20 protein-coding genes and 1 pseudogene are annotated in these 22,293 nt (G+C 53.0%); 4 read left to right on the top strand and 17 right to left on the bottom strand.

All coding sequences use genetic code 11. The features are described 5' to 3' along the window. Positions 1-103 precede the first annotated feature (103 nt). Positions 104-2,137 (bottom strand): peptidyl-dipeptidase Dcp, encoded by a 2,034-nt coding sequence (gene dcp / locus L2Y28_RS10095; protein ID WP_022647992.1) that lies wholly within the window; start codon positions 2,135-2,137, stop codon positions 104-106. A gap of 143 nt (positions 2,138-2,280) precedes the next feature. Here dcp and ydfG point away from each other — a divergent pair, with 143 nt between their 5' ends. Both ydfG and L2Y28_RS10085 read left to right on the top strand, forming a co-directional pair. Then, positions 2,281-3,027 (top strand): bifunctional NADP-dependent 3-hydroxy acid dehydrogenase/3-hydroxypropionate dehydrogenase YdfG, encoded by a 747-nt coding sequence (ydfG, locus tag L2Y28_RS10090; protein WP_022647991.1) that lies wholly within the window; start codon positions 2,281-2,283, stop codon positions 3,025-3,027. 90 nt (positions 3,028-3,117) lie between these two features. Continuing rightward, positions 3,118-3,804: a GntR family transcriptional regulator gene (locus L2Y28_RS10085; protein ID WP_003857403.1), complete on the top strand. Its 687-nt coding sequence runs from the start codon at positions 3,118-3,120 to the stop codon at positions 3,802-3,804. 35 nt (positions 3,805-3,839) lie between these two features. On the opposite strand, the gene L2Y28_RS10080 is transcribed toward L2Y28_RS10085, so the two are convergent. Continuing rightward, positions 3,840-4,271 carry a universal stress protein gene (locus tag L2Y28_RS10080; protein ID WP_022647990.1) on the bottom strand — a complete coding sequence of 144 codons (432 nt, stop codon included), beginning with the start codon at positions 4,269-4,271 and terminating at the stop codon, positions 3,840-3,842. Positions 4,272-4,558: 287 nt separating this feature from the next. On the opposite strand from L2Y28_RS10080, the gene ydfZ reads away from it, so the two are divergent. Beyond that, positions 4,559-4,762 (top strand): putative selenium delivery protein YdfZ, encoded by a 204-nt coding sequence (gene ydfZ, locus L2Y28_RS10075; RefSeq protein WP_003857405.1) that lies wholly within the window; start codon positions 4,559-4,561, stop codon positions 4,760-4,762. 44 nt (positions 4,763-4,806) lie between these two features. Here the strand turns inward: ydfZ and L2Y28_RS10070 are convergent, their stop codons facing one another. From L2Y28_RS10070 to L2Y28_RS10050, 5 genes and pseudogenes are all read right to left on the bottom strand, one after another. Next, positions 4,807-6,270 carry a mannitol dehydrogenase family protein gene (locus L2Y28_RS10070; protein ID WP_022647989.1) on the bottom strand — a complete coding sequence of 488 codons (1,464 nt, stop codon included), beginning with the start codon at positions 6,268-6,270 and terminating at the stop codon, positions 4,807-4,809. A 223-nt stretch (positions 6,271-6,493) separates the two neighbouring features. After that, a pseudogene (locus tag L2Y28_RS10065) lies at positions 6,494-7,798 on the bottom strand (MFS transporter); the annotation flags it as partial. A gap of 130 nt (positions 7,799-7,928) precedes the next feature. Then, positions 7,929-8,246 (bottom strand): hypothetical protein, encoded by a 318-nt coding sequence (locus tag L2Y28_RS10060; protein ID WP_045265504.1) that lies wholly within the window; start codon positions 8,244-8,246, stop codon positions 7,929-7,931. Continuing rightward, positions 8,246-8,485 carry a hypothetical protein gene (locus L2Y28_RS10055; RefSeq protein ID WP_045265503.1) on the bottom strand — a complete coding sequence of 80 codons (240 nt, stop codon included), beginning with the start codon at positions 8,483-8,485 and terminating at the stop codon, positions 8,246-8,248. Before L2Y28_RS10055 ends, L2Y28_RS10060 begins: the two co-directional genes overlap by 1 nt. Before the next feature lie 65 nt (positions 8,486-8,550). Further along, complete coding sequence (locus L2Y28_RS10050) at positions 8,551-9,771, bottom strand: ISL3-like element ISKox3 family transposase (RefSeq protein ID WP_000343760.1); 1,221 nt, start codon at positions 9,769-9,771, stop codon at positions 8,551-8,553. A 124-nt stretch (positions 9,772-9,895) separates the two neighbouring features. Here L2Y28_RS10050 and L2Y28_RS10045 point away from each other — a divergent pair, with 124 nt between their 5' ends. Then, positions 9,896-10,162, top strand: a complete 267-nt coding sequence (locus L2Y28_RS10045) for a DinI family protein (RefSeq protein ID WP_045265502.1) — start codon at positions 9,896-9,898, stop codon at positions 10,160-10,162. Positions 10,163-10,255: 93 nt separating this feature from the next. On the opposite strand, the gene L2Y28_RS10040 is transcribed toward L2Y28_RS10045, so the two are convergent. From L2Y28_RS10040 to L2Y28_RS09995, 10 genes are all read right to left on the bottom strand, one after another. Next, on the bottom strand, positions 10,256-11,539 hold the full coding sequence (locus tag L2Y28_RS10040; RefSeq protein ID WP_236919588.1) for a phage tail protein: 1,284 nt from the start codon (positions 11,537-11,539) through the stop codon (positions 10,256-10,258). 57 nt (positions 11,540-11,596) lie between these two features. Then, complete coding sequence (locus L2Y28_RS10035) at positions 11,597-11,830, bottom strand: cor protein (RefSeq protein WP_032622490.1); 234 nt, start codon at positions 11,828-11,830, stop codon at positions 11,597-11,599. Between the two features lie 111 nt (positions 11,831-11,941). Further along, positions 11,942-12,619 carry a hypothetical protein gene (locus tag L2Y28_RS10030; RefSeq protein ID WP_032622491.1) on the bottom strand — a complete coding sequence of 226 codons (678 nt, stop codon included), beginning with the start codon at positions 12,617-12,619 and terminating at the stop codon, positions 11,942-11,944. After that, a complete protein-coding gene (locus L2Y28_RS10025) occupies positions 12,619-12,921 on the bottom strand; it encodes a hypothetical protein (protein ID WP_022648877.1) in 303 nt (100 codons plus the stop codon). The genes L2Y28_RS10030 and L2Y28_RS10025 overlap by 1 nt, the downstream gene beginning before the upstream one ends. Further along, the gene (locus L2Y28_RS10020) at positions 12,921-16,418 is read right to left on the bottom strand and encodes a host specificity protein J (RefSeq protein WP_113652437.1); all 3,498 of its coding nucleotides are present in this window, start codon (positions 16,416-16,418) and stop codon (positions 12,921-12,923) included. The genes L2Y28_RS10025 and L2Y28_RS10020 overlap by 1 nt, the downstream gene beginning before the upstream one ends. Before the next feature lie 9 nt (positions 16,419-16,427). Beyond that, positions 16,428-16,955 (bottom strand): tail assembly protein, encoded by a 528-nt coding sequence (locus tag L2Y28_RS10015; RefSeq protein WP_022651027.1) that lies wholly within the window; start codon positions 16,953-16,955, stop codon positions 16,428-16,430. After that, positions 16,898-17,617, bottom strand: coding sequence for a C40 family peptidase (locus L2Y28_RS10010; protein ID WP_071994346.1), 720 nt, complete (start codon positions 17,615-17,617; stop codon positions 16,898-16,900). Before L2Y28_RS10010 ends, L2Y28_RS10015 begins: the two co-directional genes overlap by 58 nt. After that, positions 17,617-18,321 (bottom strand): phage minor tail protein L, encoded by a 705-nt coding sequence (locus L2Y28_RS10005; protein ID WP_063256121.1) that lies wholly within the window; start codon positions 18,319-18,321, stop codon positions 17,617-17,619. The genes L2Y28_RS10010 and L2Y28_RS10005 overlap by 1 nt, the downstream gene beginning before the upstream one ends. 169 nt (positions 18,322-18,490) lie before the next feature. Further along, positions 18,491-18,838 (bottom strand): phage tail protein, encoded by a 348-nt coding sequence (locus L2Y28_RS10000; RefSeq protein WP_113652438.1) that lies wholly within the window; start codon positions 18,836-18,838, stop codon positions 18,491-18,493. Next, complete coding sequence (locus L2Y28_RS09995) at positions 18,838-22,236, bottom strand: tape measure protein (protein WP_126523561.1); 3,399 nt, start codon at positions 22,234-22,236, stop codon at positions 18,838-18,840. Before L2Y28_RS09995 ends, L2Y28_RS10000 begins: the two co-directional genes overlap by 1 nt. Positions 22,237-22,293: the final 57 nt, after the last annotated feature.

Genomic DNA, 22,293 nt, shown 5'->3' with positions numbered 1-22,293 from the left:
TAAGGATTCATTTTGGGGAGGAATTTGGAGGAGTTTCGGGGAAGAAAAAATCGAACAAAAAACCGGGCATCGCGCCCGGTTCTGTTTCCACACTAAAAAGCCCTTAAACACTCAATCCACGATTCTCCAGCATCGGTTCGATCCTCGGATCGTGCCCGCGCCAGTTCCGGTAAAGTTCAGCTAAATCAGTGCTGTTGCCGCGCGACAAAATCGCCTCGCGGAATGTCTGTCCGTTTTCGCGTGTCAAACCGCCCTGCTCGACAAACCACTGATAGCCATCGTCCGCCAGCATCTGCGTCCAGAGATAGGCGTAATAGCCCGCCGCGTAGCCGCCGCCGAAGATATGGGCAAAATAGCTGCTGCGATAGCGCGGCGGTACGGCTGGAAGATCCAGCCCTTCTTTTTTCAACGCGGCGGCTTCAAAGGTTTCCACGTCTTCAACGGGCTCCTGAATGCCGTGCCAGTTCATATCCAGCAGCGCGGCGCTCAGCAGTTCCGTCATGTCATAACCCTTATTAAACTGGGTCGCATTGAGCATTTTTTCCCGCAGCGCATCCGGCATCGGCTCGCCGGTTTGATAATGACGGGCAAAGTGCGCAAACACCTGCGGATGGCTGGCCCAGTGTTCATTGATCTGCGACGGGAATTCAACGAAATCACGCGGCGTGTTGGTGCCTGAAAGCGTGGCATAGCGCTGGCTGGCAAACAGGCCATGCAGTGTATGGCCAAACTCGTGGAACAGGGTAATCACATCATCCCAGGAGATCAGCGCGGTCTGCCCGTTCGCTGGTTTTTGATAGTTGCAGACGTTATAAATCACCGGACGCGCGGCAAACTCGTAAGACTGCTCAACAAAATTCCCCATCCACGCCCCGCCCGCTTTGGAATCACGCGCGAAAAAGTCGCCGTAGAACAGCGCCATGCCTTCACCCGTGTGGTCGAAAATCTCCCACACGCGAACGTCCGGGTGATAAACCGGAATATCGAAACGCTCGACAAAACGGATACCGAACAGCTGCGTGGCGGTCCAGAATACGCCATCTTCCAGCACGGTATTGAGCGCAAAATAGGGTTTAATCTGCGACTCATCCAGCGCGTATTTCGCTGAACGCACGCGTTCGGCATAAAACGCCCAGTCCCAGGCCTGCACCGTAAAACCGCCCTGCTCGTCGTCAATGACCTTCTGAATATCCGCCTGCTCCAGCGCGGCCCTGCTGCGCGCCGCAGGAACTATCCCGCGCATGAATTCGAGCGCGGCATCCGGCGTTTTCGCCATCTGATCGGCAATGCTCCAGCTGGCATAGTTGTCAAAGCCGAGCAGCTGCGCCTGTCTTGCCCGCAACGCGGTAAGCCGAAGGATCAGGTCGCGCGTATCGTTTTCGTCGCCTTTTTGAGTGCGTTCCCAGCCCGCGCTAAACAACTTTTTACGGGTCTCGCGCAGAGACAGCGCCGCCAGCGCGGGCTGTTGCGTGGTATTCAGAAGCGGGATCAGCCAGCGATCCGTCAGCCTTTTTTCTGCGGCAGCATGAGCCGCGGCAGCCATCTCCTCCGTACTGAGTCCGTCAAGCTGGTGAACATCATCCACCACCAGCCCTCCCGCCTTATTCGCCGCCAGCAGGCGCTGGTTGAACTGGCTGGTCAGGGTGGCGGCTTCGGTATTCAGGGCTTTCAGCTCGGCTTTTTCATCGGCGTTCAGACGCGCGCCCGCAAGAACAAAGTGCTGATACGTCTCCTCCGTCAGTCGGCGGGATTCGGCATCCAGCGTGTCGCGATCCTGCCAGACGGCTTCCACGCGGGCGAAAAGCGTATCGTTTAGCCAGATATCGTTCGCCAGTCCGGCCAGTTCGGTGGAGAACTGCTCGTCCAGTGCCTGAAGATAATCGTTGGTGTGTGCGGACGTCATGGCGAAGAACACGCTGCTGACGCGCGACAGCATGGCCCCGCTCATTTCCAGCGCCAGCACGGTGTTGTTGAAGTCCGGCGCGGCGCTCTGCGCGATAATCGCGTCAATGTCTGCACGCTTGAGGCGTATTGCTTCATCAAACGCCGGGCGATAGTGGCTGTCTTCTATCACATCAAAACGCGGAGCCTGATAAGGCAGCAGGCTAACGTCAAAGAAAGGGTTGTTGACCGACATCGTTTACTCCTGAGCACGGTATTTTTCACCAGAGTAGGCCAGCCTGCTCCGGCCTGCAATGGCGTCATACAAATGTTGCCTTAACGACCCGCCCGAGAGCGTGCTATGGTAGTACAACACAAAAAGCGTTGAGGAACAGTGAGATGATTATATTAGTTACCGGGGCGACAGCAGGTTTTGGTGAAAGCATCACGCGTCGCTTCGTCGCCAACGGACATAAGGTGATTGCAACGGGTCGTCGTCAGGAGCGTCTCCAGGAGCTGAAAGACGAGCTGGGCGACAGCATCCTGACCGCACAGCTGGACGTGCGCAACCGCGCCGCCATTGAAGAGATGATTGCCAACCTGCCTGCCGAATGGCGTGAAATCGACGTGCTGGTCAATAACGCTGGCCTGGCGCTGGGCATGGAGCCTGCCCACAAAGCCAGCGTGGAAGACTGGGAGAACATGATCGACACCAACAACAAAGGCCTGGTGTACATGACCCGCGCCGTGCTGCCGGGCATGGTTGAACGTAACCGTGGTCATATCATTAATATCGGTTCCACCGCAGGCAGCTGGCCTTACGCGGGCGGCAACGTCTATGGCGCAACCAAGGCCTTTGTACGCCAGTTCAGCCTGAACCTGCGCACCGACCTGCACGGTACCGCGATCCGCGTGACCGATGTTGAGCCGGGTCTGGTCGGTGGAACGGAATTCTCCAACGTGCGTTTCAAAGGCGATGACGCGAAAGCGGATAAAACCTATGAAAATGCGAATGCGCTGACGCCGGAAGATATCACCGAAACCGTCTGGTGGGTCGCGACGCTGCCGAAGCATGTCAACATCAACACGGTTGAGATGATGCCCGTCAGCCAGACCTATGCCGGACTCAGCGTGCATCGCGGGTAATTCACCCTTCCCGGCCTGCGGGCCGGGTATGTGATGACGGTTAAAAGAATGGTAGTATGTTCAGGTTAACTCTCTGAGAAATCACAACCCATGGCCGCTGAATCGCAACTTAATCCTACCCAGCCTGTAAATCAGCAAATTTATCGCATCTTACGCCGTGATATCGTTCGCTGCCTGATCCCACCGGGAACGCCACTCTCAGAAAAAGAGGTTTCGGTACGTTTTGACGTTTCCCGTCAGCCCGTGCGCGAGGCGTTTATTAAGCTCGCAGAAAACGGCCTTATCCAGATCCGCCCTCAGCGCGGCAGCTATGTAAATAAAATTTCGCTTTCGCAGGTACGGAATGGCTGTTTTGTTCGCCAGGCCATTGAGTGCGCCGTTGTGCGTCGCGCCGCGTCGCTCATCAACGATAACCAGTGCTACCTGCTGGAGCAAAACCTGCATCAGCAACGCATTGCCATCGACCGCAAACAGTTAAACGACTTTTTCCAGCTGGACGACGAGTTTCACCAGAAACTGGCGCAGATCGCCGAGTGCCAGCTCGCGTGGGATACCGTCGAAAACATCAAAGCTACCATAGACCGCGTGCGCTACATGAGCCTCGACCATGTTTCTCCGCCAGAGATGTTGCTGCGCCAGCATCACGATATTTTCAGCGCACTGGAAAAACGCGACGTGGAAGCCGTAGATAAAGCGATGACGCTTCACCTTCAGGAAATTAGCGAGTCAGTTCAGTTAATTCGTCAGGAAAACCGCGAGTGGTTTAGCGAAGAATAAAGCTTCGCCGCCCCCTTTCGGTTGCGGCGAAGTGATTAGCGGACCACTAATACCGGAATAGTGGCGTAGCGCAGGATAGTTTCAGCATTCGAGCCCAGCAGATGTGTTGTCATGCTCGGGTTTCTTGATCCAATAACAATAACGTCATATTTCCCCTCTTTGCTGAGCTGGATGATTTCATCGCGTACGTTGCCGAAACGTACTTCACAATCAATATTTTCTGGGGACACATCAAAGAGCCGTTTCAGTGCCTTCATCTTCTTATCCGACTCGGCGGTCATATACTCTTCGAACTTCTTAATATCGGCATTGAACCCCCGCAGTAACGAACGGCTGCTGTTAGGGAGAATGTTGACCAGGGTGATCGTCGCGCCTTCCGATTTCGCGAGGTTGACCGCGTGGCGTACCGCTTTATCGCTTAGATCCATTTCAAACACGTCAACAGGCATCAAAATTTTCTTATACATAAGCCTGACTCCTTTTCCGATGAAGGGTTATTTTCTGCCTCCAGAATGGCATTGTGGATATAAACAAAGCCTAAACACTTGCGTCTGGAAACTATCAATTAAGGAAAATAACTGTCCGCTTTGTAAAGCGGTGTCCTGAACCGTCAACGCCATCAGGAAATAAGAAAAAAGTGTGAGCTTGATCAAAAGCAAATAATTTCGTTTAAGAGAGGCGTATTAATAGTGCCCCGTGAACGGCAGCCGTTGAATTAGCGCCGTAACGGATAAGTGCGAGAGGAGAAAATACCATGATGACATACGACCGTAACCGAAATGCAATCACCACTGGCAGCCGCGTCATGATTAGCGGCACAGGTCAGTTCGGCGTGATTAAAGCGATCCACAGCGACGGCCTTAATGCCGAGCAGGTGCGTCGTGGTAAAACGGTTGAAGTGGAAGGATGCGAAGGTAAGTTCGAACCGATTGAGCTGATTCGCCTGGGGATGCACTAAGCTGTGCCCCGACATGCCGCCGCGAACGGCGGCATGTCAAAGCGTTAAAGCCGGGCTGCGTACTCAGCAACCGTGGCCTTCGCGCCTTTTTGCAGCAACGTTTGATAGGCCTGCATGACGGCAGCCACGAATACCGTGTCCTTCGGCAGCTCGTTACCGAAAATAGCCTCAATGCCCAACAGCGCGCTAACGCGGCTTTCACCTTCAGCGCTACCGTTTACCGCCGCCTGAATCACCGCCAGCTGCGGATCGCTCACCTCAATCGCGTTACCCTGCTCATCCACACCGCCGACATAACGCATCCAGCCCGCCACGCCGAGGGCCAGCAGCGGGAAGGGTTTCTGGTGGACAAGGTGCCAGCGCACGGAATCGAGCATGCGCTGCGGCAATTTCTGGCTACCGTCCATGGCGATTTGCCAGGTGCGGTGACGCAGGGCCGGATTGCTGTAACGCGCAATCAGCTGGTCGGCATAACGACCCAAATCCACGCCCCGCACTTTCAACGTCGGCGCCTGCTCTATCAGCATCAGCGCATGCGCGGCTGCGCGATAATGTTCATCTTCCATGCAGTCGTTAATGTGCTGATAACCGGCAAGATAGCCGAGATAGGCCAGGAACGAGTGGCTGCCGTTAAGCATTCGCAGCTTCATCTCTTCAAACGGAATGACATCAGAAACCAGCTCCGCACCGGCCTTTTCCCACTGGGGGCGTCCGGCAACAAAATTATCTTCCACCACCCACTGGCGGAACGGCTCGCAGGCGACACCTGCCGGATCGCGTACGCCAGTCAGCTGTTCGATTTTATCCAGCGTATCAGCCGTGACGGCGGGCACAATGCGGTCCACCATGGTTGACGGGAAGGTGACGTTCGCTTCGATCCAGTCCGCCAGATCGCCGTCTACGGCGCGCGCGTAGGCACAGGTCACATTGCGCATCACGTGGCCGTTTTCCGGCATGTTATCGCATGACATCACGCTGAATACCGGTAGCCCCGCCGCCTTGCGACGCGCCAGCGCCTCAACCACCACGCCCGGCGCAGATTTAGGCTGATGCGGGTTTTGCAGGTCTGCAACGATTAACGGATGATCGAACATCAGTTGTCCGGTTGCCGGGGAGTGGCAATATCCTTTCTCGGTGATGGTCAGGGAAACAATGGCGACCTGCGGCTCGCACAGCGCCGCCAGCACGGTTTCCAGCCCGTCGATCTGCGCATGCAGCGCGTTTTTGACGACGCCGACCACGCGCGCCGTCCACGCATCGGCAGACATCTCTGCCACGGTATAAAGGTTATCCTGTGCCTTCAGATCGGCGATCTGCTGTTCGCCGCCAATCAGGTTAACTTCGCAGTAACCCCAGTCGCTGCCCTGTTCTGCGGCGAGTATATCGGTGTACACCGCCTGGTGCGCACGGTGAAACGCGCCAAACCCTAAATGAACAATGCGTGCGTTGAGGCTGTCGCGATCGTATTGAGGATGCGTTGCCTTCGCCTGTAATAACCGGTTTTCCATGATTGAGACTCGTTAATTAATGAAAGCTGTGATCCACTGCCGCTTCCTTTTAAGAGCGGCAGCGCCTGCTGACTACACCAACTAGAATGGCAGTCGGAGTCAAAAAACGCTGCCATTAACCATACTGATACATCGTTTTCAGATCTTGATTTACATTAACTTTTCGCCATGTGGTGTGACATCAGTAAAAAGTTGTGTGACAGGTAACGCAAGATGTAAACCACTAGCGGCGTGAAGAGAGCGCGCCGTAGGCTACCGATTCCTTATGAGGAGCCTCCGCAGCATCTTCGGCTTCACTCAAATCGCGGTCGCGCACTTCCGGCATCAGCAACGCGGAGATCAGCCCAATCAGCGAGTACGCCACCAGCATCACCACAATCGGCCACCAGGACCCGGTCATGTTGCAGAAGATCCCCGCCAGCACCGGACCAAAGCCTACAGCTACCAGCCCGCCCGCCTCTTTCGAAATAGCCATGCGGGTAAAGCGGTTCCGCGAACCAAACATCTCTGCCATGGTGATGTTTTCCAGCGCGAACAGCCCGAGCACCGCAAAGTTATGAATAACGATGATAGAGAGCATAATCACGCCCGGCGCGTAACTCTTATCGACGATAATCGACAGCATCGGGTAAGCCAGAATAATGGCTGAAATGTTAAGGAGGATATACGGCAGACGGCGCCCCACTTTATCGGACAGCCAGCCCAGCAGCGGGATGGAGAGGAAGCCGAGAATCGAACTGATCATCAGCGCATCGGTTGGGATCGCCTTATCAAACAACAGCGTCTGCACCAGATATCCGGCAAGGAAAGTCTGAATCAAACCTGAGTTGCCGGCCTGACCAAAGCGCAGCCCCGTCGCCAGCCAGAACGATTTGCTCTTAAACATCGCGCCTAATGAGATATCCTGCGCAGCAACCGGCGCAATGGTTTCAGCGTCGTTAACCTTCTCAAACACCGGGCTCTCTTTAAGGTTCATACGCAGCCAGATGGCGAAGATCATCACCACCACGCTGGCGAGGAACGGCACGCGCCAGCCCCAGGCAATAAGTTCTTCACGATCGAGGGCAAAGAACATCACGGCCCAGATCGCCGTGGCGCTCAGCGTCCCGCAGTTGGTTCCCATGGCCACCAGCGAGGAGATGATGCCGCGTTTACCCTTCGGCGCGTACTCCGCCAGCATGGTACCTGCGCCGGAGATTTCTGCCCCCGCGCCCAGCCCCTGAATAATACGCAGCGTCACCAGCAGCACCGGTGCGAAAATCCCGATCTGCGCGTAGGTTGGCAGGACGCCGATTAAGGTGGTGCAGATCCCCATCATGGTGATGGTGATAAACAGCACCTTTTTGCGGCCAATTCTGTCGCCCATTCTGCCGAAGATAAATGCCCCGACGATACGCGCGATGTAGCCTGCCCCATAGGTCCCCATCGCCAGGATCAACGCCATGGCCGCGGACTGTTCAGGGAAGAAGATTTCATGGAATACCAGCGCGGCGCCAAGGGAGTAGAGCTGGAAATCCATAATATCCAGCACTTAAAGAAGGTTCTGAGTTGAGGTGAGTTAAAAGCAGGTCTCAAACAAAGCATTAGCGCAAGATGAATCACTACCTTCAGAGGTTTTGAGTTGTTTTGCGCTAATTTTTTGCCCCATACATGCCCCATCAAACCACCCTGTCGTCTTCGATCACGCTGTTGATGAAGAACGTCACCCGCCCCATCACCTCAACCTCTTCCGCAGCCTCCCCCTCGATCGCTTCGCCATCATCCGTGATTAACGCCCGACCCATGACCCGGGCAAACTGAGTTCGACCGCCGGACAGAATCAGCAGAACCTGATTCTGTACCAGTCTGGTGCACGGCTCGATAACCGCAAAGCCAGACGAGGTTTCGAGGATGCGGCTGTCCATGCCGATCCCGCAGATAATTTCCGGAGATAAACGCGGTGCTACGAAATCAGCCGCCGGTGAAGGAAATCCCATCAGTGCACCCTCCCCATGTTACGCAAGATCCAGTAACGGTTATCACTGCCGTCCGTCGTCTTATCAGCAAAATCTGGCTGGTATCTCTCAATCCATGCGTTAGCGTCTGCCTGGCTGAAATGCCAGTTCTTCTCGCGCAAATTATTGATGAATTTGTTCGTTTTGAGACAAAGGTAACCCTTTGGATTTTGCTCTATAGAGGCTAAAAAAGCTGCGTGAATATCATATTGACGAGGCATAGCAGCACCCACACTTGCTTATTGACTGTATGCATATGGGTCTTCCCCGATCATGGTGGGAAGGCTCAGAACGCCATATTCAGCTTTCCGTAGTGGAACATCACCCCCAGTTTAAAGCGCTCCCGGTTTCGGTATCCCCTGGCTTTTATCCTCAGCAGCCTGATCTTGCTGTTAAGTGCCTCCGCATTTCCGTTTGAGACACTGTGTCGCATCGCATTCAGGATCCCGTACAGCCTTTTTCCTATCGTTTTCGCGGCATTTTTCATCATGGGAACGTCACTGTTAGCCGCCAGCGCCAACCATCTCTGCCAGTCACTCCGTCTTTCCTCGCTCCATGGCCTGTTCCAGATATCCTTTGCCAGCTCTTTCAGCGCCCAGCACTGGCTCGTCAGCTTCATCTGTGCACGCAGCCACATCAGCTTTTCCTGCCGGGATTCGGTCATCCACTTATCGCTGTACTGCCACAGGAAGCGGGTTCCTTTTGCCTGGTGTCGGCTTTCAACAGGGAGGTGCGGATGTTCATTCTGACGGGTTTTATCAACTACCTCGCCCAGTTGCTTCGCCACATGGAAGCGGTCAAAGGCGATTTTCTCAACCGCACTGGGTAAGTGGATACGCGCTGCTCTTATATAGCCCGCGTTCATGTCCATTGAGAGCGTTTTGATAGCCAGCAACTGCCCATCAGTGAGCGTGCGAAGATAGCCGGCAAGACTCTCTGTGCCGCGATCATCCGTTAAGGCCAGCGCCCGACCATCGCGATCGGAGATCACCGTTATGTAACGATGTCCTTTTTTAAAGGCGACCTCATCCACATTCATATGACGGGCGGATAATGGCTTTTTTATCCGGGCAAGACCTCGCTTAACTGCCCGGGTCATAATGCCGTCAACCGCATTCCAACTGAGCTTAAGTTGCTTCCTGACAGCATCAACGGTGCTGATTTTCAGCCATGAGAGAACGAACGATTCGAATAGCAACGTATACCGGCTTCCGGGGCCAGCCCACGGAACAGGCAACGTCAGGCAGCCATGCTCCGGACACATAATTCGTGGAACATCGGCTTCAACAATAGTGGTGAACTGGCAGGTATCAAGATGGCGCCATTTACGATGACGGTGATCGTGAACAGAACAGGATTTACCGCAGGTCGGACAGGCTAGCCGGGTGTTTTCAGCGATCTCAATAGTGACAGTAACAGAACCGGCATTTTCATCGAGAGAAAGGGACTTTACCTGCCACGGATCGGACAGGTTGAGAATATGAGCGTAGAGGGACTTTTCGTCCATGGCGGTGACCTCTGGCGATTAAATACACCATTATCATGCCTTCAGCCACCACAACAAGGGAAGACCCATGCATATACAGTAGTATTTTTGTATCAACAGATCAAGTCAGCAAGGATGGAGAGTGATGTTCGTTGAGCTGGTTTATGACAAGAGAAATGTTGAAGGGCTCGAAGGGGCCAGAGAAATCATTCTGGACGAGCTGACGAAGCGGGTGCACCAGATTTTCCCTGATGCCGAAGTGAAGGTGAAGCCGATGCAGGCGAACGGCCTGAACAGCGATGCCAGCAAAATCGATCGGGAAAAACTGAACCGCTTGCTGGAGGAGATGTTTGAAGAGTCCGATATGTGGCTGGTTTCTGAGTTCCCGACCGTTCGCCAGGTTGGCCTGTAGATATTGTTCGGGTAATATTCCCGACGTTTGCTCGGGCATGAACACTGAGCAATCAGCCGCCGCTCATTCTTACACAAAATGGGCGGCGGTTTTTTACGAGCCCTGTTCCTGCTTTAAAGCCTCTTCCGTTTGTTTCTGATTCCAGATGCTGTCAACTGGCATTTCTACACGAACGCTGACGAACTGGTGAGCCGGGATGTCAACCGGCTCACCATCTGCCAATCCATCACGCTCATTCCTGGCAAATGCTGGCGCATCAGGGTGAGTTCGGTGGTAGGTTTTCACCAGCACAGAACCATCCGCGCTAACCTCATAATCCAGCCATATGAGCGGTTGCTTATTCCTGTCTGTGGGGATTTCAAATCCTCCGTCGATACCGCCCCAGGCAGCGTCTGAATTGAGTGCTTTACAGCCTTCAATAAGATATTGCCCGACATCCAGACGAGTCACCGTGACGCCTTCTGATTCGTCGTTAGTTTCATACTTACCATCAGTGAAGATTTTGACGACCGGGGATGCCTGCTTTATAAAGCCATTGCTATCCACGACTGTGTTTTTATCATCGTATAATATCCTGCTGTGATTCCATCCAGTTGCTGCTGCACCACCAAAAATACGAACTTTGCCAGATGACTGAAAAGGCATTGAAAAAAGGCTATACGTATCACCTGTCCGGGCAAATATTGTCGGTGAATAGTTCCATATATTCCATGGCTCTGGTATCTGTGCATTATTTCGAAGAACTGTAAGCCCATATCCTGTCAATCCAGTAAGAAGATCATCCTGGCTCGTTGTGTTGAATATTAATGCCCCATCCGGACGACCAAGCCCAAACATGCCGGGCTGCATGACATTGTCGCTCGTTGTTCCTGTGTTTTTTGTTGCAGAGCTTCCCAAACCGAGGTTTGTGCGAGCGTCTGCATCATTCGTTGCGCCGGTTCCGCCGTCTGCGACAGCAAGCGCACCGTTGCTCCCTTTCTGTGCCAGTTTACCAATGCCAGGGATAGTTACGGCGGTGCCGTTGATGGTAACGGTGATATTCTGGTTTGCTGAGGTCGTGGCGAACGTCTCCCACGCGCCGATGTTCTCGTCGTACTCGTTGATCAGCTGAGACATGCTCTGCGCCAGGCCGTCGACCGAGAGACTATCAGTAACAAGAATGCCGTACTTCTGGCCGCTCAGCGCCGGAGACGCGGCGGGTGTAATCGTCAATGACGTCGCACTGTTAATGGCGGTGATCTGAAACATCTGTACCGGGTTAGAAAGAACAAACAACGTCTGGCCAACCCGAATCTGGCTGGCTGGCGCCGTCCAGTTCGTACCGGTGCCGGTGGCTGTATTTCCGTTAATGTCGATGGTGCCAGTGTTATAAAGCATATTTTCTCCAGGCAATAAAAACCCCGCCTAGGCGAGGTTTGCATTCAAAGTCGTGAGTTATTTACATGTCGTGCTTGTGAATGTGTTCGCACTTACCCAACGCCAGTTGAAGGGATATCCGGCCCGGTATTGAGTCTGGTTGTTTTGTTTTCGAACGCCGTAAATCATAACGTTATTCTCATGGTCACCCATATATGCCGTGCCGCTGCAAATAGGTTCCTGTTTCTCAAGTACACCAGCACAACCAGACAGCATTAAAGCGATCGCCATGCTGATAATTAGCCTTTTCATTTTGAAAGTATCCAGAGGAATTCAGTAGGTTCGAAGATATCAATACAAAATCGATGGGTATAATTGATTATGTAGATCAATTATTTGTTATTGATCGCTCAAAACGATCAATCAGTCATAGGCTGCGGTGTTGATGGCCGTCAATGCTATTCCTGTGGTTGTCCCTCCCGCTGCAGAACCAGTAGCTGTTGTCGAAGGCGCGGCATTTATCCTGGTCGACGAACCGTTAAAGCGGCAGCCTGCATAGGCTGTTATATTCACGATTGTTGGAGGCCTGGTATTGTTGTTCTGTACGATTTGTGAGCCCAGAATTGCAGGTGCTACCGCATAACTACCCTGCAACGTAACATCAATGTTAATCCCTCCCGTTGAGGCTCCTGGTGTTCCGACAGTAACGAGGTCAGTAAGCACGCGGCTTTCGTTTGTCAGTACCAGCTTTCCGGCTTCATCCCAGACAGCAAATCCCCAGTCGGGCAACGTTTGTGGAAAGATGGCAAAGATGTACGCCGTCAGAGTGTGTGACTGACCATAAGCGTTGCTTGAACCAACAAGAATGTTTCCTCCTGACCGGGTTGCCCCGACTGTAGTGGGCTGGGCTGTATCACTCGTTTTGCAAAAAACCATCGCCGGATAAGAAGCATCCAGAGCTACCGTCGCAGAAGCACCGTGGTATGCCCCATTTGCCACTGAGTTAACCACTACCTTTCTGTACAGACAAAACGGCGTTGACTGAGGAGTAATAAACGGATTTCCACTTTCCAGCGCAATCAGTGCGCCATAATCTGCCATTATGCATTCTCCACGAAAACCACCAACTCACATTCCGAAGCGGGATAATTTCCAATGCCAACTTCGCTGGCAGTGCTGAGAGTGATGGTGTTCCCGTTAGCGATAATGCGTCGGCCCACCGAGACCGCGCCTTTATCAAGGGACACCGCAAATCCGACTTTCATCCCTGCCGGAATGGTAAAGGACCAACTTCCCGAAGTTTGACCTTCGGAAAGCTGAACACGCCCTACCACTGATACGGGTTTGATACCGTAGTTGTTGGGGTTGCCGTTGGCGTCCCAGGTCTGAATACCCCAGGCCATTAAAATACTCCTGTAAGTTTGCCTATCTGAACACGGAGCCTGTTAGCATCCCGAATGCTGATGGTGACGTTAGTCTGCTTCATGCCTCCGGAACTGTCGCTCCCGTAGTTCTGCATCGTTCCGTCTTTACCCCAGCGCCAGCCAGCGCTTCCGGCAACATAATTATTAGACTGCAGAGAATCCGTAATTTTGCCGAACTGGATACTCGCATCACGGAAGAACGCATCATTGATGAATGTCTGCCCGTTCTGGATAACAAATGGCAAAGAAACAGTGCTGCCAGCTTGGGAGGTAACAGCGAACCGGTCAGCCAGGAAGATTACCTGCGACTGCATCCCTGATGGCGTATTCTCCACCCCGATCCCCATTCCTGCAGCGTAATACTGGCCATTACTCGTTACCCCAACCTTGATGTTGTACATCGCGCTGAGTTGGCCGTTTACGTTCGCTATCGCCTGAGCGTTAGTTGTGATGGCTGAGGTATGCCCATTAACCGTGGCTGTTATGCCGTTTATCTGAGTGGCCGTAGCCTGCTGGTAGTTGGAGAACGTCTGATTCAGGCTGTTGATGGATGCCTTGTTGCCGTTCACGTCAGTCTGCAAACTCAGCAGCGAACGCGCCGTTGCCTCCTTCTCGTTGACGATCACCTCATCAATGCGGTCCAGCTGCGCGCTGTTACCGGCGACCGATGCCGACAGCGTTTTGCGCGCGGCCACCTGCGCCAGGTTGCCCTGAATAATCGCGATGGCGGAGTTCTTCACTCCTCCCGTCATACCGTCCACAGACACGCTGATGTTATCGATGCGCTGGCTCAAGGCGGTATCAGCCGTCGCCACTGTCTGCTCAAGCTCAGAGAGGGAAGACGACACTTCACCGACTGTGCTCGACAGGTTTGTAACGCTGGTCTGAACCTTCCCGATATCCTGGGCGTTTTTGGCGATTTCCTGCGCCTGTTGCGCCAGTTCGTCGTTGGCCTGTTTGATGTCGTTTGCCATGTCAGCAATTTTTTCATTGCTGTCCACCGCGTTCTCGATCAGGTCTTTGAACGTATCGGAGCCTTTCATGTCCTCCAGGATTGCATCGGTGATATCGCTAAAGTCATCCGTTGGCTTTCCTGAAGCCTCAACAAAATCAGAAACCCCGAACGCGTTGCGTGTCCGGACATAAACGTAATAGACGTGGTCAAACTTGAGCTTTTGAATGGTCCACTGGTTCCCCCTTCCGAGGAATTGAGTTTTGTTCTCAATATCATCGGTTAATGGGATTGGCGTCTCGCCAGCGTACCAGAACTCAAAAGAGGTATCTGATGTTGCCGTTACAGACATAACTGGCACCAGAGTGGCCTGTAATGGTCCGGGTATCCACTGAACGGAGTTAGGAGCCTTTGGCGCGCCTATAATAAGACTCACCTGAGTTTCGGCGCCTTTCATCCCGTTTTCATTGCGCCCACGAACGCCAAGCGTGTAGCTACCGGCAGCAAGGCCGTAAAAATCATAACGGAACTGGTCTGTTTCGTACTGAGATACCAGCTTCCCATCAGCACTGTAGATGTACAGCTCAAACACCAGCTTTTTAGTAGTGGTTGCCGTCTCCCACGTTGCTGTAACCTGGACGGTCTCGGTGTTTGTGTTCAGGATTCGCAGGTTTTCCACGTTAGGCACGCGGTAGCCGTTCAGCGTATCGCTGGGAACTTCAAACACTGCACCCTCGTCAACGATGGCCTGTTTGTTGGGGTCGTGCAATGAGGCCGTTATGCTGTATACGGAGTTGTTTTCCGTTTCGGCGACGCTCAGTATCCGGAAAAGGCGAATCGCAACGCTTGCGGTTGAAATGGCAAATACAGTTCCCGCCCTCACCCATTCAGGTTCGTTTTTGAGTGTGACGTTGTTTCCGTTAACGCCATCAATCTCATAGCGAGAGAACTTTCCGTCCCTCCCCATAATCGACATAGTGGAGCCGTCCGTTACTACCGAGGAATCAACCGCGTCAACCGTTATCACCCTCCCGGAATGAGAAACAATTCTCCCCCCGAGGCGAGTTCCTGCGTAGTCATTATCCATGACCTCAACGATATCACCCGGCGTGAAGTGGATAGCATCGCGTGCCATCTGGAAAGACAGTCTGCTGCTTTCACGCTTTGCTGTTTCCAGCAGCCATTTACCTGCCCGCCATGCCTGTCCGCGAGAGGTGCAGCCAAACGCCTCCAGAGTGGTTTCGTTGTAGTTCCCTTTGGCTATCATCTCATCGTCGGAAACGTACTCTTTCACCTGCTCCCACCCGTTATCCGGATCGGTCCATGACACCACCACTGCATTGTATTTCTCAGAGCGCTTCACCGAGCTGCGCTTGAATTCCCCGTCAACTACGTTAGCGTTAGTGATGGTGGCGATCGCGTCCTGAGGCGCGTCCAGCATGACGGTGAGACGCATCCCGTCCCACAGCGCTATGCCACGGAACATGCCTGCAATCTTGTCCAGAATGTCACGCGCGCTGGCCTGCTCTGTGATGTAAGCGTTAAGCGTCATGCGTGGCTCTTTGCCACCGTACCCATCATCAACAAGCTGATCGCAATACTGAGACAGAATATACAGCGCGCCGTCATCCACATCGATGTATCCGGCACGTTTAGCCAGTCCGAAGCGGGTATTCTTCGCCAGCTCTCTGAACAACCATGCCGGGTTGTTAGTCCATGCCTGCTTAAATCCACCCAGCCATAAACCGGAGTAGGTGCGTGCTATCGGATCATAGTTGTCTGGTACAGACACAATCAGTCCGCGAAGATGGTAGGTGCGGCTTGGAGTGTCAGTGTACTGGTCGCGGTCAATAACGGCTCCAGCGATGGCTGAAAATGGATAGCTCAGATTGTCGTCGGTGATTTCACTGTAGCTATTCCAGGTAGTGCCGTTGGACAGCAAATCGCTGCTGCTGTCCGGTGTAATGCGGCGAACGCGAATATCAAACGGCTTGATATCTGGAGCATCAATAAGATGGGCCTCAAGATATTCGCCTGATATCTTCCCGGTGATGGTCACGGTCTTTTCAATAACCCAGCCTGAAGCGCCAGTTCTGCTCTCCAACACCAGAGTGACGGACGTGTTTTTCTGATTGCCTTTGGTGTCCTGCTCGACCAGTCCGGTCACACCAACGTTAAACCGCACCCGGGTAACGTCCTGATCGGTTATGGTGCGAACCAGCGGAGTATCATAGGTTACTTCGGTGTTTACGATGGTGGTCGCTTCAATAGCAGAGAAGCCATTAATGGGGGATTGCGTTTCAGAGCCGGGGCGCCAGGCGACGCTGACACCATTTACGCTGACACTGCCTGTCGCATCAGTTACGGGAGTCTTATTGAGCTTGAACGATGACAGGTGTTCCTGATCAACGGGCCCATAGATAGGCCCTTCACTGATGAGATCCAGCACCCGGTAAAATTGCTTTGACTTGAGGTTATCGTCGAGGAGTTTGGGGGTTGATGCTTTGCCGCCGCCTGAAGACATAATGCCACCTTAGCTAATAGATTCCGTCCAGTCCTGGTTGTTGCTTGTGTCGATGCCGAGTGAAATAACGTTCGAGCCGACCTCCATTTCTCCAAGGAGGAGTGGCACCGCCCGGCCCTGGCCTACCCGGTTCTCAGCACTGGTAAAAGAGTTGTTTGTGAGCGTATTGGTCTCAGCGGCTTCTGCGGAGGTTTTGGTTTTCATGTTGCGTGACATGTAGACCGAGTAAGCTACCGAAGCCACGCTGACAGCCACCGCAATCCATGCGGCCGCAGCAGCAGAAATGGCCCCCTCCACCACCGGCACGAACAGAACCACTGAGCCATCTTTAAGGTGGCGGTCCAGATGCCATTGCATCGCTGATTCCTCAACATCCTCGCCCGCCACCCGCACCCGCAGCTTTGTATTGAGAAAGGCTTTTTTGAATTCGAAATCCTGCGCCAGCAGAAGGCGTAAACCCTGCGCGGGAGTATCAACATTCAGGGATATCTGGCGGTAAAATCGGCGTAAATTGCCTGCAAATTTAAAGATGAGCACTGTTCGTGTCTCCAGATTGAATGCGTCTGCTTGATGTATGCCGGTCGCATTTGTTCTCGTCTGCTGAGGTGTCCGGCATGGTCATGGTGAAGCACCAGGTTGTCATGAAGGAGAATCATTGCGTGGCAAGGGTCAGCGCCGGGGAATGGTTGCCTGATGATGACGTCACCAGGTTGCGCTTCGCCAGGCGATACCTGGCGGAAACCATTGAGCGGCATGTTGTTCAGATAGAGATTTTCACCTCGTAACCACCACCCGTTAGTTCTCTCAAAATCAGGAAGGTTAATACCGCACAGGTGATACGCATCCCTGAAAAGGGTGTAGCAGTCCATGACGCTATGTTCGAACCTGCGCCCCAGCAGGAATGGTACGGGCCTGAATTTCAGAATTCTGCCACCGCACGCCAGCCACCACGGAAGCCCTGTAACCTCTTGCACCTGACGATCAGCGCCAGACAGGAACGGTACGTTTTGTGGGTGCGAGTGAAAGACCGCCATCACCTCTCCTGCTTCCTCGGCTGCCAGCCAGTCATCATCACTGATGCGGAAATGCTTACCTGGATCGGGGTGCACGTTTCGACAGCGGAACAGCCGATCGCCATCAAGGATTAATCCGCACACTTCATCCTGCGACGATGCCGCATAATCGAGTAATTCTTGCATCAGGAAACCTTCTGAGAGCCGGGGAAGCTGCTGATTGGCATTGGTTCCGGTCGCGGATAACGGAAGCGGCAGCCGCTCCGCCGGTGAGAGCACTTGTCTTTCGCCGGATCCGTGGTTGGATTGTCGCGCTCATCTGCAACAGGAGGCCCGTCATATCCGCACCCGACGCCGCGATACTGCCACTGGCACACGTCGGCGAGAATGGTACGAGCCGGGATAATGGCGTTGTCGCAGTCAATCGGTGTCGCCAACGTGTAGGTCACCTGCTCGAACGTCTCTTCCGTCATCTCCTCAACAACGTAGCGGGAAACTGCTTCCTGCGTCGGATCGGCATCAGGGTTGCCGTTCGGAAAATTCACCGCGTCCAGGTATTTCACAGGAACCTGTCTTCGGGTGATGACCACTCCCAGCATGTCATCAAAGTCATGGTTGATACCCGTCAATAAGCCGGTAACGTTCGCCACCGCCATTGACGGGCGGGCATATGTACCTTCGTTCTTTGACTCGAATCCTTCCACTGCTATCGGGTACGCCTGGTACTGGTTACCTTTCCAGATAACATTGCCGTAATAGCCGTTTGTGCCGGAATGGAACCGGATAAGGTCGCCACCAAAGGGTTGTAGGTCAGCTTCAAACAAATCGATGAATGCACCAACTCCGGCGTCAACGCTCTCGATGATTAGTTCTGCTGGTATGTCTCGCATATTGCGCCCATAAAAAAAGGCCGCCCGTAGGCAGCCCTCTAAATTAGTCGTGGTTTCTGGTAATTACAGGCCGGGAAGGTCGCTATCCTCCGCTTTCTTTCACGCCCTTGCTAAAGAGCGGCACCTGCATCTCTCCAGAATCCCACTCGGTTATTGTAAGCCAAATAGATTACCTTGGCACCTGTTCAAATGTGGCCGTAAGTTCATAAAGCGGCCCTGTCTTTGTCATGCTCCATGAGCGGCAGACAAACAGCTTCCTCACTCCCGTATCGGATGGCGTCCAGTAGAAAGATTCAACCGCACCTCTCGCCTTGAGGAATGCCTCAGCATCCTTCGCAGGGTTACTGCGGCACGCTCCGCTGACGCCGCGAAAGGTGAGCGAGTATTTATCCATCAGTGGATTGATACCCTTCACCTGTCGCTGTTCGTAACCGTCACCGAGCTTAACAACGGCTACGTTTGGGGTACGTTCAACCTGGTAAGCTCGCTGTGGTGTCCATGTGAATGTTTCTGGCATTATTTCCTCCGAAGCAAGCCGTTAGGACGCTGCTGGTCAATCATCATTTTCATCATGTCGGTGTTCCATGCCTTTCGCAGCCTTGCGATATCATCGTCGCCAATACCTCCTGTGGTGTTTATCGTGAGGTTCATTACAGGATTAAACGACCTACCCCCTCCGGCCTTGTCAGCAGGAATAATCTTCCCTGACTGGTTCGGGATGAATGCCTGCTGCCCACCTGTAGTCTGGAAGATTTCAGAACGACCATCCTCGTTGATGCGATAGGCGTTACCAGCAGAAACCGTACCGCCGTAGCGACGACCGCCACTCATGGTGACACTTGCAATATTCGAAAGCAGGGAAGCACCGGCCGAGGCGATGGCTGCGTAGTTCGCCATTTTTTGTGCTGGCGTAAGAGCAGTCGGATCGGCCATGGCTTGCATAATCGCCGTGTTAAGACTCAGGGTTGATTGCGCTATCGCGAATGCTTTTGCAGCAGCGAACATGGCAACATATGCACCACTGCTCTTTCCAGACGTGCTTTCGATAATTGACGCCAGGCTGTCAAAGCCCTGCGATGCCGAGCCGAGAATGGAACCTATCGCCTCAGTTTGTGCATTGGCCTCATCTACAGCAATTTTCCTCCTGGCGTTTGCTGCCTGCTCCTGAATGGCCGTCTTGGCATCTTCGTAAAGCTGTGTATTTTCCTTGTCTATGGTCTGATACTTAGCAAGTGCCGCTAACTTCTGCTGCTCCTGCAAATCAATAAGAGCCGTTGGATTTTGCACTGCGCCCGTTACGGCGTCAGGGGTGGTCACGTTTGCAACGATCTCCTGCTGTGCAAACTTTTTACCTTGCTCTGCCTGCTGCCGCATCTTCACCGCATTGGCTGCGTCCCATTCAGCGGCAGCATATTTTCTTATTTCATCAATTTGCCCAGCCGTAGCGCTTTTATTAAGAGACTGCTCAGCCCTTAGCATGGCCTGTTCGCGTGACAAATCCTGTGTTGCCCCGGCAGCAGTTTCTGCGCGCTGCTTATAATCAGCAATTTTCTGGGCGTTGGCCTCCATCTGAGTGGCTGCGCTTTTTCCCTGCTGTTCATTCTGCTGCTGCGCTTTGCGCCGTGCCTCCTCAGCTTCCTGTAGATCGTAATTCTCTGCAGACAGACGCTCAGCAGACGCGATCTGATTAGGGTTGTCAGTAACCTTAGATGCCGCCATTCTGGCTTTTGCCACTGCCCGCTGGCGTTCATCCTGTATTTTCAGAAGCTCGTTCTGCTCTTCAAGGTTCAGGATTACTTTATCGCCATCTGCAGTTGGAGGGGCGATCTGTAATGACTTGGGGTTGAAATTCTGCCCGGCCTGATTGGCCCGGTTAATCTCATCTGCAGTATTACCGAAGGCTTTCGCAACAGCTCCTTGAACTCTCTCCAGAGTGGTGCCTTTTTCAATGAGTTGATCATGCACACCCATCGATGAAAGCATATTATTAGTAAGCAAACGGTTCGCTTCTGAGGCAGTATTTTCTGTTCTAGCAAGCTTATCCTTTTTGTTGGCGAGATCCCGAATCTTCCCGTTCAGTTCATCTGAAACCTCAGCCTGCCGTTGGCTGAACTCTGCTCCCTGCCCCATTGAATCCGCATAAGCTTGGGCGGCTGGAGTAAAGCTCTTGTAGCGATTTTGAAGCGATGCGATATCCGACTCTAAATCAGCTATTTCATCTTTTTGCGCCCGGATTGACACATTGGCATCAGCAATGGTTCCTCGCAGTTGAGTGTTGCTCAATGATTTTAAAGATGAGTTGAGCTTGTCTAAACCATCAGCAAAGGCAATTGCCTCTTGTTTGGCTTGCTGAGCTTTCTGCCAAAAATAGAATATGGCTCCAGCCGCAATCATGGCTGCACCAGCAGGACCACCAATAAGGGAAAGAGCACCTCTCGCCAAGGCGGCTGCAGCTGAAGCCGCGCGTGATGCCACTGCTGATGCCTCTTGCGATGCGATAAATCTACCATTGGCTGCTGTTGCGACGCCAGTGGCATTAGCCAAGGCGATTCTTGCAGCGGAAACCTTAGCTTCTGCAGATGCAATTGCAGCTGCCCGGGATTGAGAGGCAGTAGCCTCGGCAGCCGCAAGTCGCGTAGTTAATGCAGCAGATGCCTGCTGCAGCTGAGCCATGCGAGTTACAGCCTGAATCCGGCCTTGTTCGGTAATTTGAGCGCGTAAACGCTGAGCCTCAAGCGCTTTCTCAGAGTTAATTTGCGCAAGCTGCGTTCGGATGGTTTGCGCTTCCGCAGTCGCTAGTCTGACCTCTTCTACGGAAGAAGCAGCAGTTGCTTTAAGAGTGTTTAATCTGGCCTGAGCAAGATTGAGATCAGAGGTTGCTGCGTTCTTACTAGACTGAGCAGAGCGTAATTGCGCAGCAGCTTGAGCTTCAGCAGCTGAGGTAGTTACTACTGCTGCTTTGGCAGCAGCAATTTGCGAGGCAGTGTTACGAACTTGCGCAGTAGTAGCCATAATCAGAGCGCCAATATATCGACTTCCCATTACAGCAGCGACTGCGGTCAAAGCCATGCTCAGACCTGAAATATTATTGCTTGCTGTGATTATGGCGTCATTGAAGATAGCAACACCCGCTTTCACAGAAGAGCTCTCTCCAATAAATTTAGTAATATTATTGCCAGCAACTTGCATTGCTTGGCTGATTGTTGTCGTAGTTTTGGCGAATTCAGCTCCAATGGTTGCTCCCTGGGATAGCAGGCCATTCACAACAACATCGGTAGTAAGCTTACCTTCAGCGGCTAACTGGCGCATCTGGCCAATTGTCACGCCCATTGAATCCGCAAGAGCGACAATTAGACGATTACCCTGCTCGTTTACAGAGTTGAATTCTTCCCCGCGTAATGCACCAGACGCCAAGCCTTGAGATAGCTGAATAATCGCGTTCTCTGCTTCTTCAGCGGTAGCACCTGAAACCACAAAACCTTGGTTGATTATCGTTGTGAGTTTTACAAGGTCCTGCGCACTCGTGCCGTACTGGCGGGTTGCACGCTCCAGTCGGGCATAGAGAGAGGCAGTAGCCTCCAGGCTAGAACGCGTTTGCTGAGTAATGTTGAATACCCGCTCTGTAACGTCCACCAACTCTTCATTTGGCCGCAGCGCATTCGCTAATTTGTTGTTCAGTTCGGTCCATGCATCGGCATATTGCGACACTTGGTTAACAGAAAGGATCGCCATTACAGCCGCGGCAATTTTACTCAATTCGCCCAGAGAAGAAGAAAGTGATTGCGCCGCATCATCAGCTGCGTCAAAACCATCCTGCATATTGTCGGTGGCTTTGACCACCTCCTTATCAGCACGCAGCAACTGTGCCGTATCGGCCTTAATCACATATTCAATATCGCCGACGTTCTGGGTCATTTCAATTTCTCCAGGCAATAAAAAACCCCGCCGGAGCGAGGTCTTGGGGGTAAGATG

The organism is Enterobacter sp. JH25 (genome assembly GCF_021725435.1).
GTDB lineage: Bacteria > Pseudomonadota > Gammaproteobacteria > Enterobacterales > Enterobacteriaceae > Enterobacter > Enterobacter intestinihominis.
The sequence above is the reverse complement of the archived record's forward strand: the minus strand, read 5'-3'. Positions and strand labels throughout refer to the sequence as shown.

Coding starts and splice junctions, on each gene's coding strand:
- ydfZ (WP_003857405.1), top strand. CDS start 4,559: ATGATGACATACGACCGTAACCGAAATGCAATCACCACTGGCAGCCGC.
- L2Y28_RS09995 (WP_126523561.1), bottom strand. CDS start 22,236: ATGACCCAGAACGTCGGCGATATTGAATATGTGATTAAGGCCGATACG.
- L2Y28_RS10040 (WP_236919588.1), bottom strand. CDS start 11,539: ATGCTTTATAACACTGGCACCATCGACATTAACGGAAATACAGCCACC.
- L2Y28_RS10085 (WP_003857403.1), top strand. CDS start 3,118: ATGGCCGCTGAATCGCAACTTAATCCTACCCAGCCTGTAAATCAGCAA.
- L2Y28_RS10035 (WP_032622490.1), bottom strand. CDS start 11,830: ATGAAAAGGCTAATTATCAGCATGGCGATCGCTTTAATGCTGTCTGGT.
- L2Y28_RS10000 (WP_113652438.1), bottom strand. CDS start 18,838: ATGCCAGAAACATTCACATGGACACCACAGCGAGCTTACCAGGTTGAA.
- L2Y28_RS10010 (WP_071994346.1), bottom strand. CDS start 17,617: ATGCAAGAATTACTCGATTATGCGGCATCGTCGCAGGATGAAGTGTGC.
- ydfG (WP_022647991.1), top strand. CDS start 2,281: ATGATTATATTAGTTACCGGGGCGACAGCAGGTTTTGGTGAAAGCATC.
- L2Y28_RS10025 (WP_022648877.1), bottom strand. CDS start 12,921: ATGGCCTGGGGTATTCAGACCTGGGACGCCAACGGCAACCCCAACAAC.
- dcp (WP_022647992.1), bottom strand. CDS start 2,137: ATGTCGGTCAACAACCCTTTCTTTGACGTTAGCCTGCTGCCTTATCAG.
- L2Y28_RS10055 (WP_045265503.1), bottom strand. CDS start 8,485: ATGCCTCGTCAATATGATATTCACGCAGCTTTTTTAGCCTCTATAGAG.
- L2Y28_RS10060 (WP_045265504.1), bottom strand. CDS start 8,246: ATGGGATTTCCTTCACCGGCGGCTGATTTCGTAGCACCGCGTTTATCT.
- L2Y28_RS10070 (WP_022647989.1), bottom strand. CDS start 6,270: ATGGAAAACCGGTTATTACAGGCGAAGGCAACGCATCCTCAATACGAT.
- L2Y28_RS10080 (WP_022647990.1), bottom strand. CDS start 4,271: ATGTATAAGAAAATTTTGATGCCTGTTGACGTGTTTGAAATGGATCTA.
- L2Y28_RS10020 (WP_113652437.1), bottom strand. CDS start 16,418: ATGTCTTCAGGCGGCGGCAAAGCATCAACCCCCAAACTCCTCGACGAT.
- L2Y28_RS10005 (WP_063256121.1), bottom strand. CDS start 18,321: ATGCGAGACATACCAGCAGAACTAATCATCGAGAGCGTTGACGCCGGA.
- L2Y28_RS10045 (WP_045265502.1), top strand. CDS start 9,896: ATGTTCGTTGAGCTGGTTTATGACAAGAGAAATGTTGAAGGGCTCGAA.
- L2Y28_RS10030 (WP_032622491.1), bottom strand. CDS start 12,619: ATGGCAGATTATGGCGCACTGATTGCGCTGGAAAGTGGAAATCCGTTT.
- L2Y28_RS10050 (WP_000343760.1), bottom strand. CDS start 9,771: ATGGACGAAAAGTCCCTCTACGCTCATATTCTCAACCTGTCCGATCCG.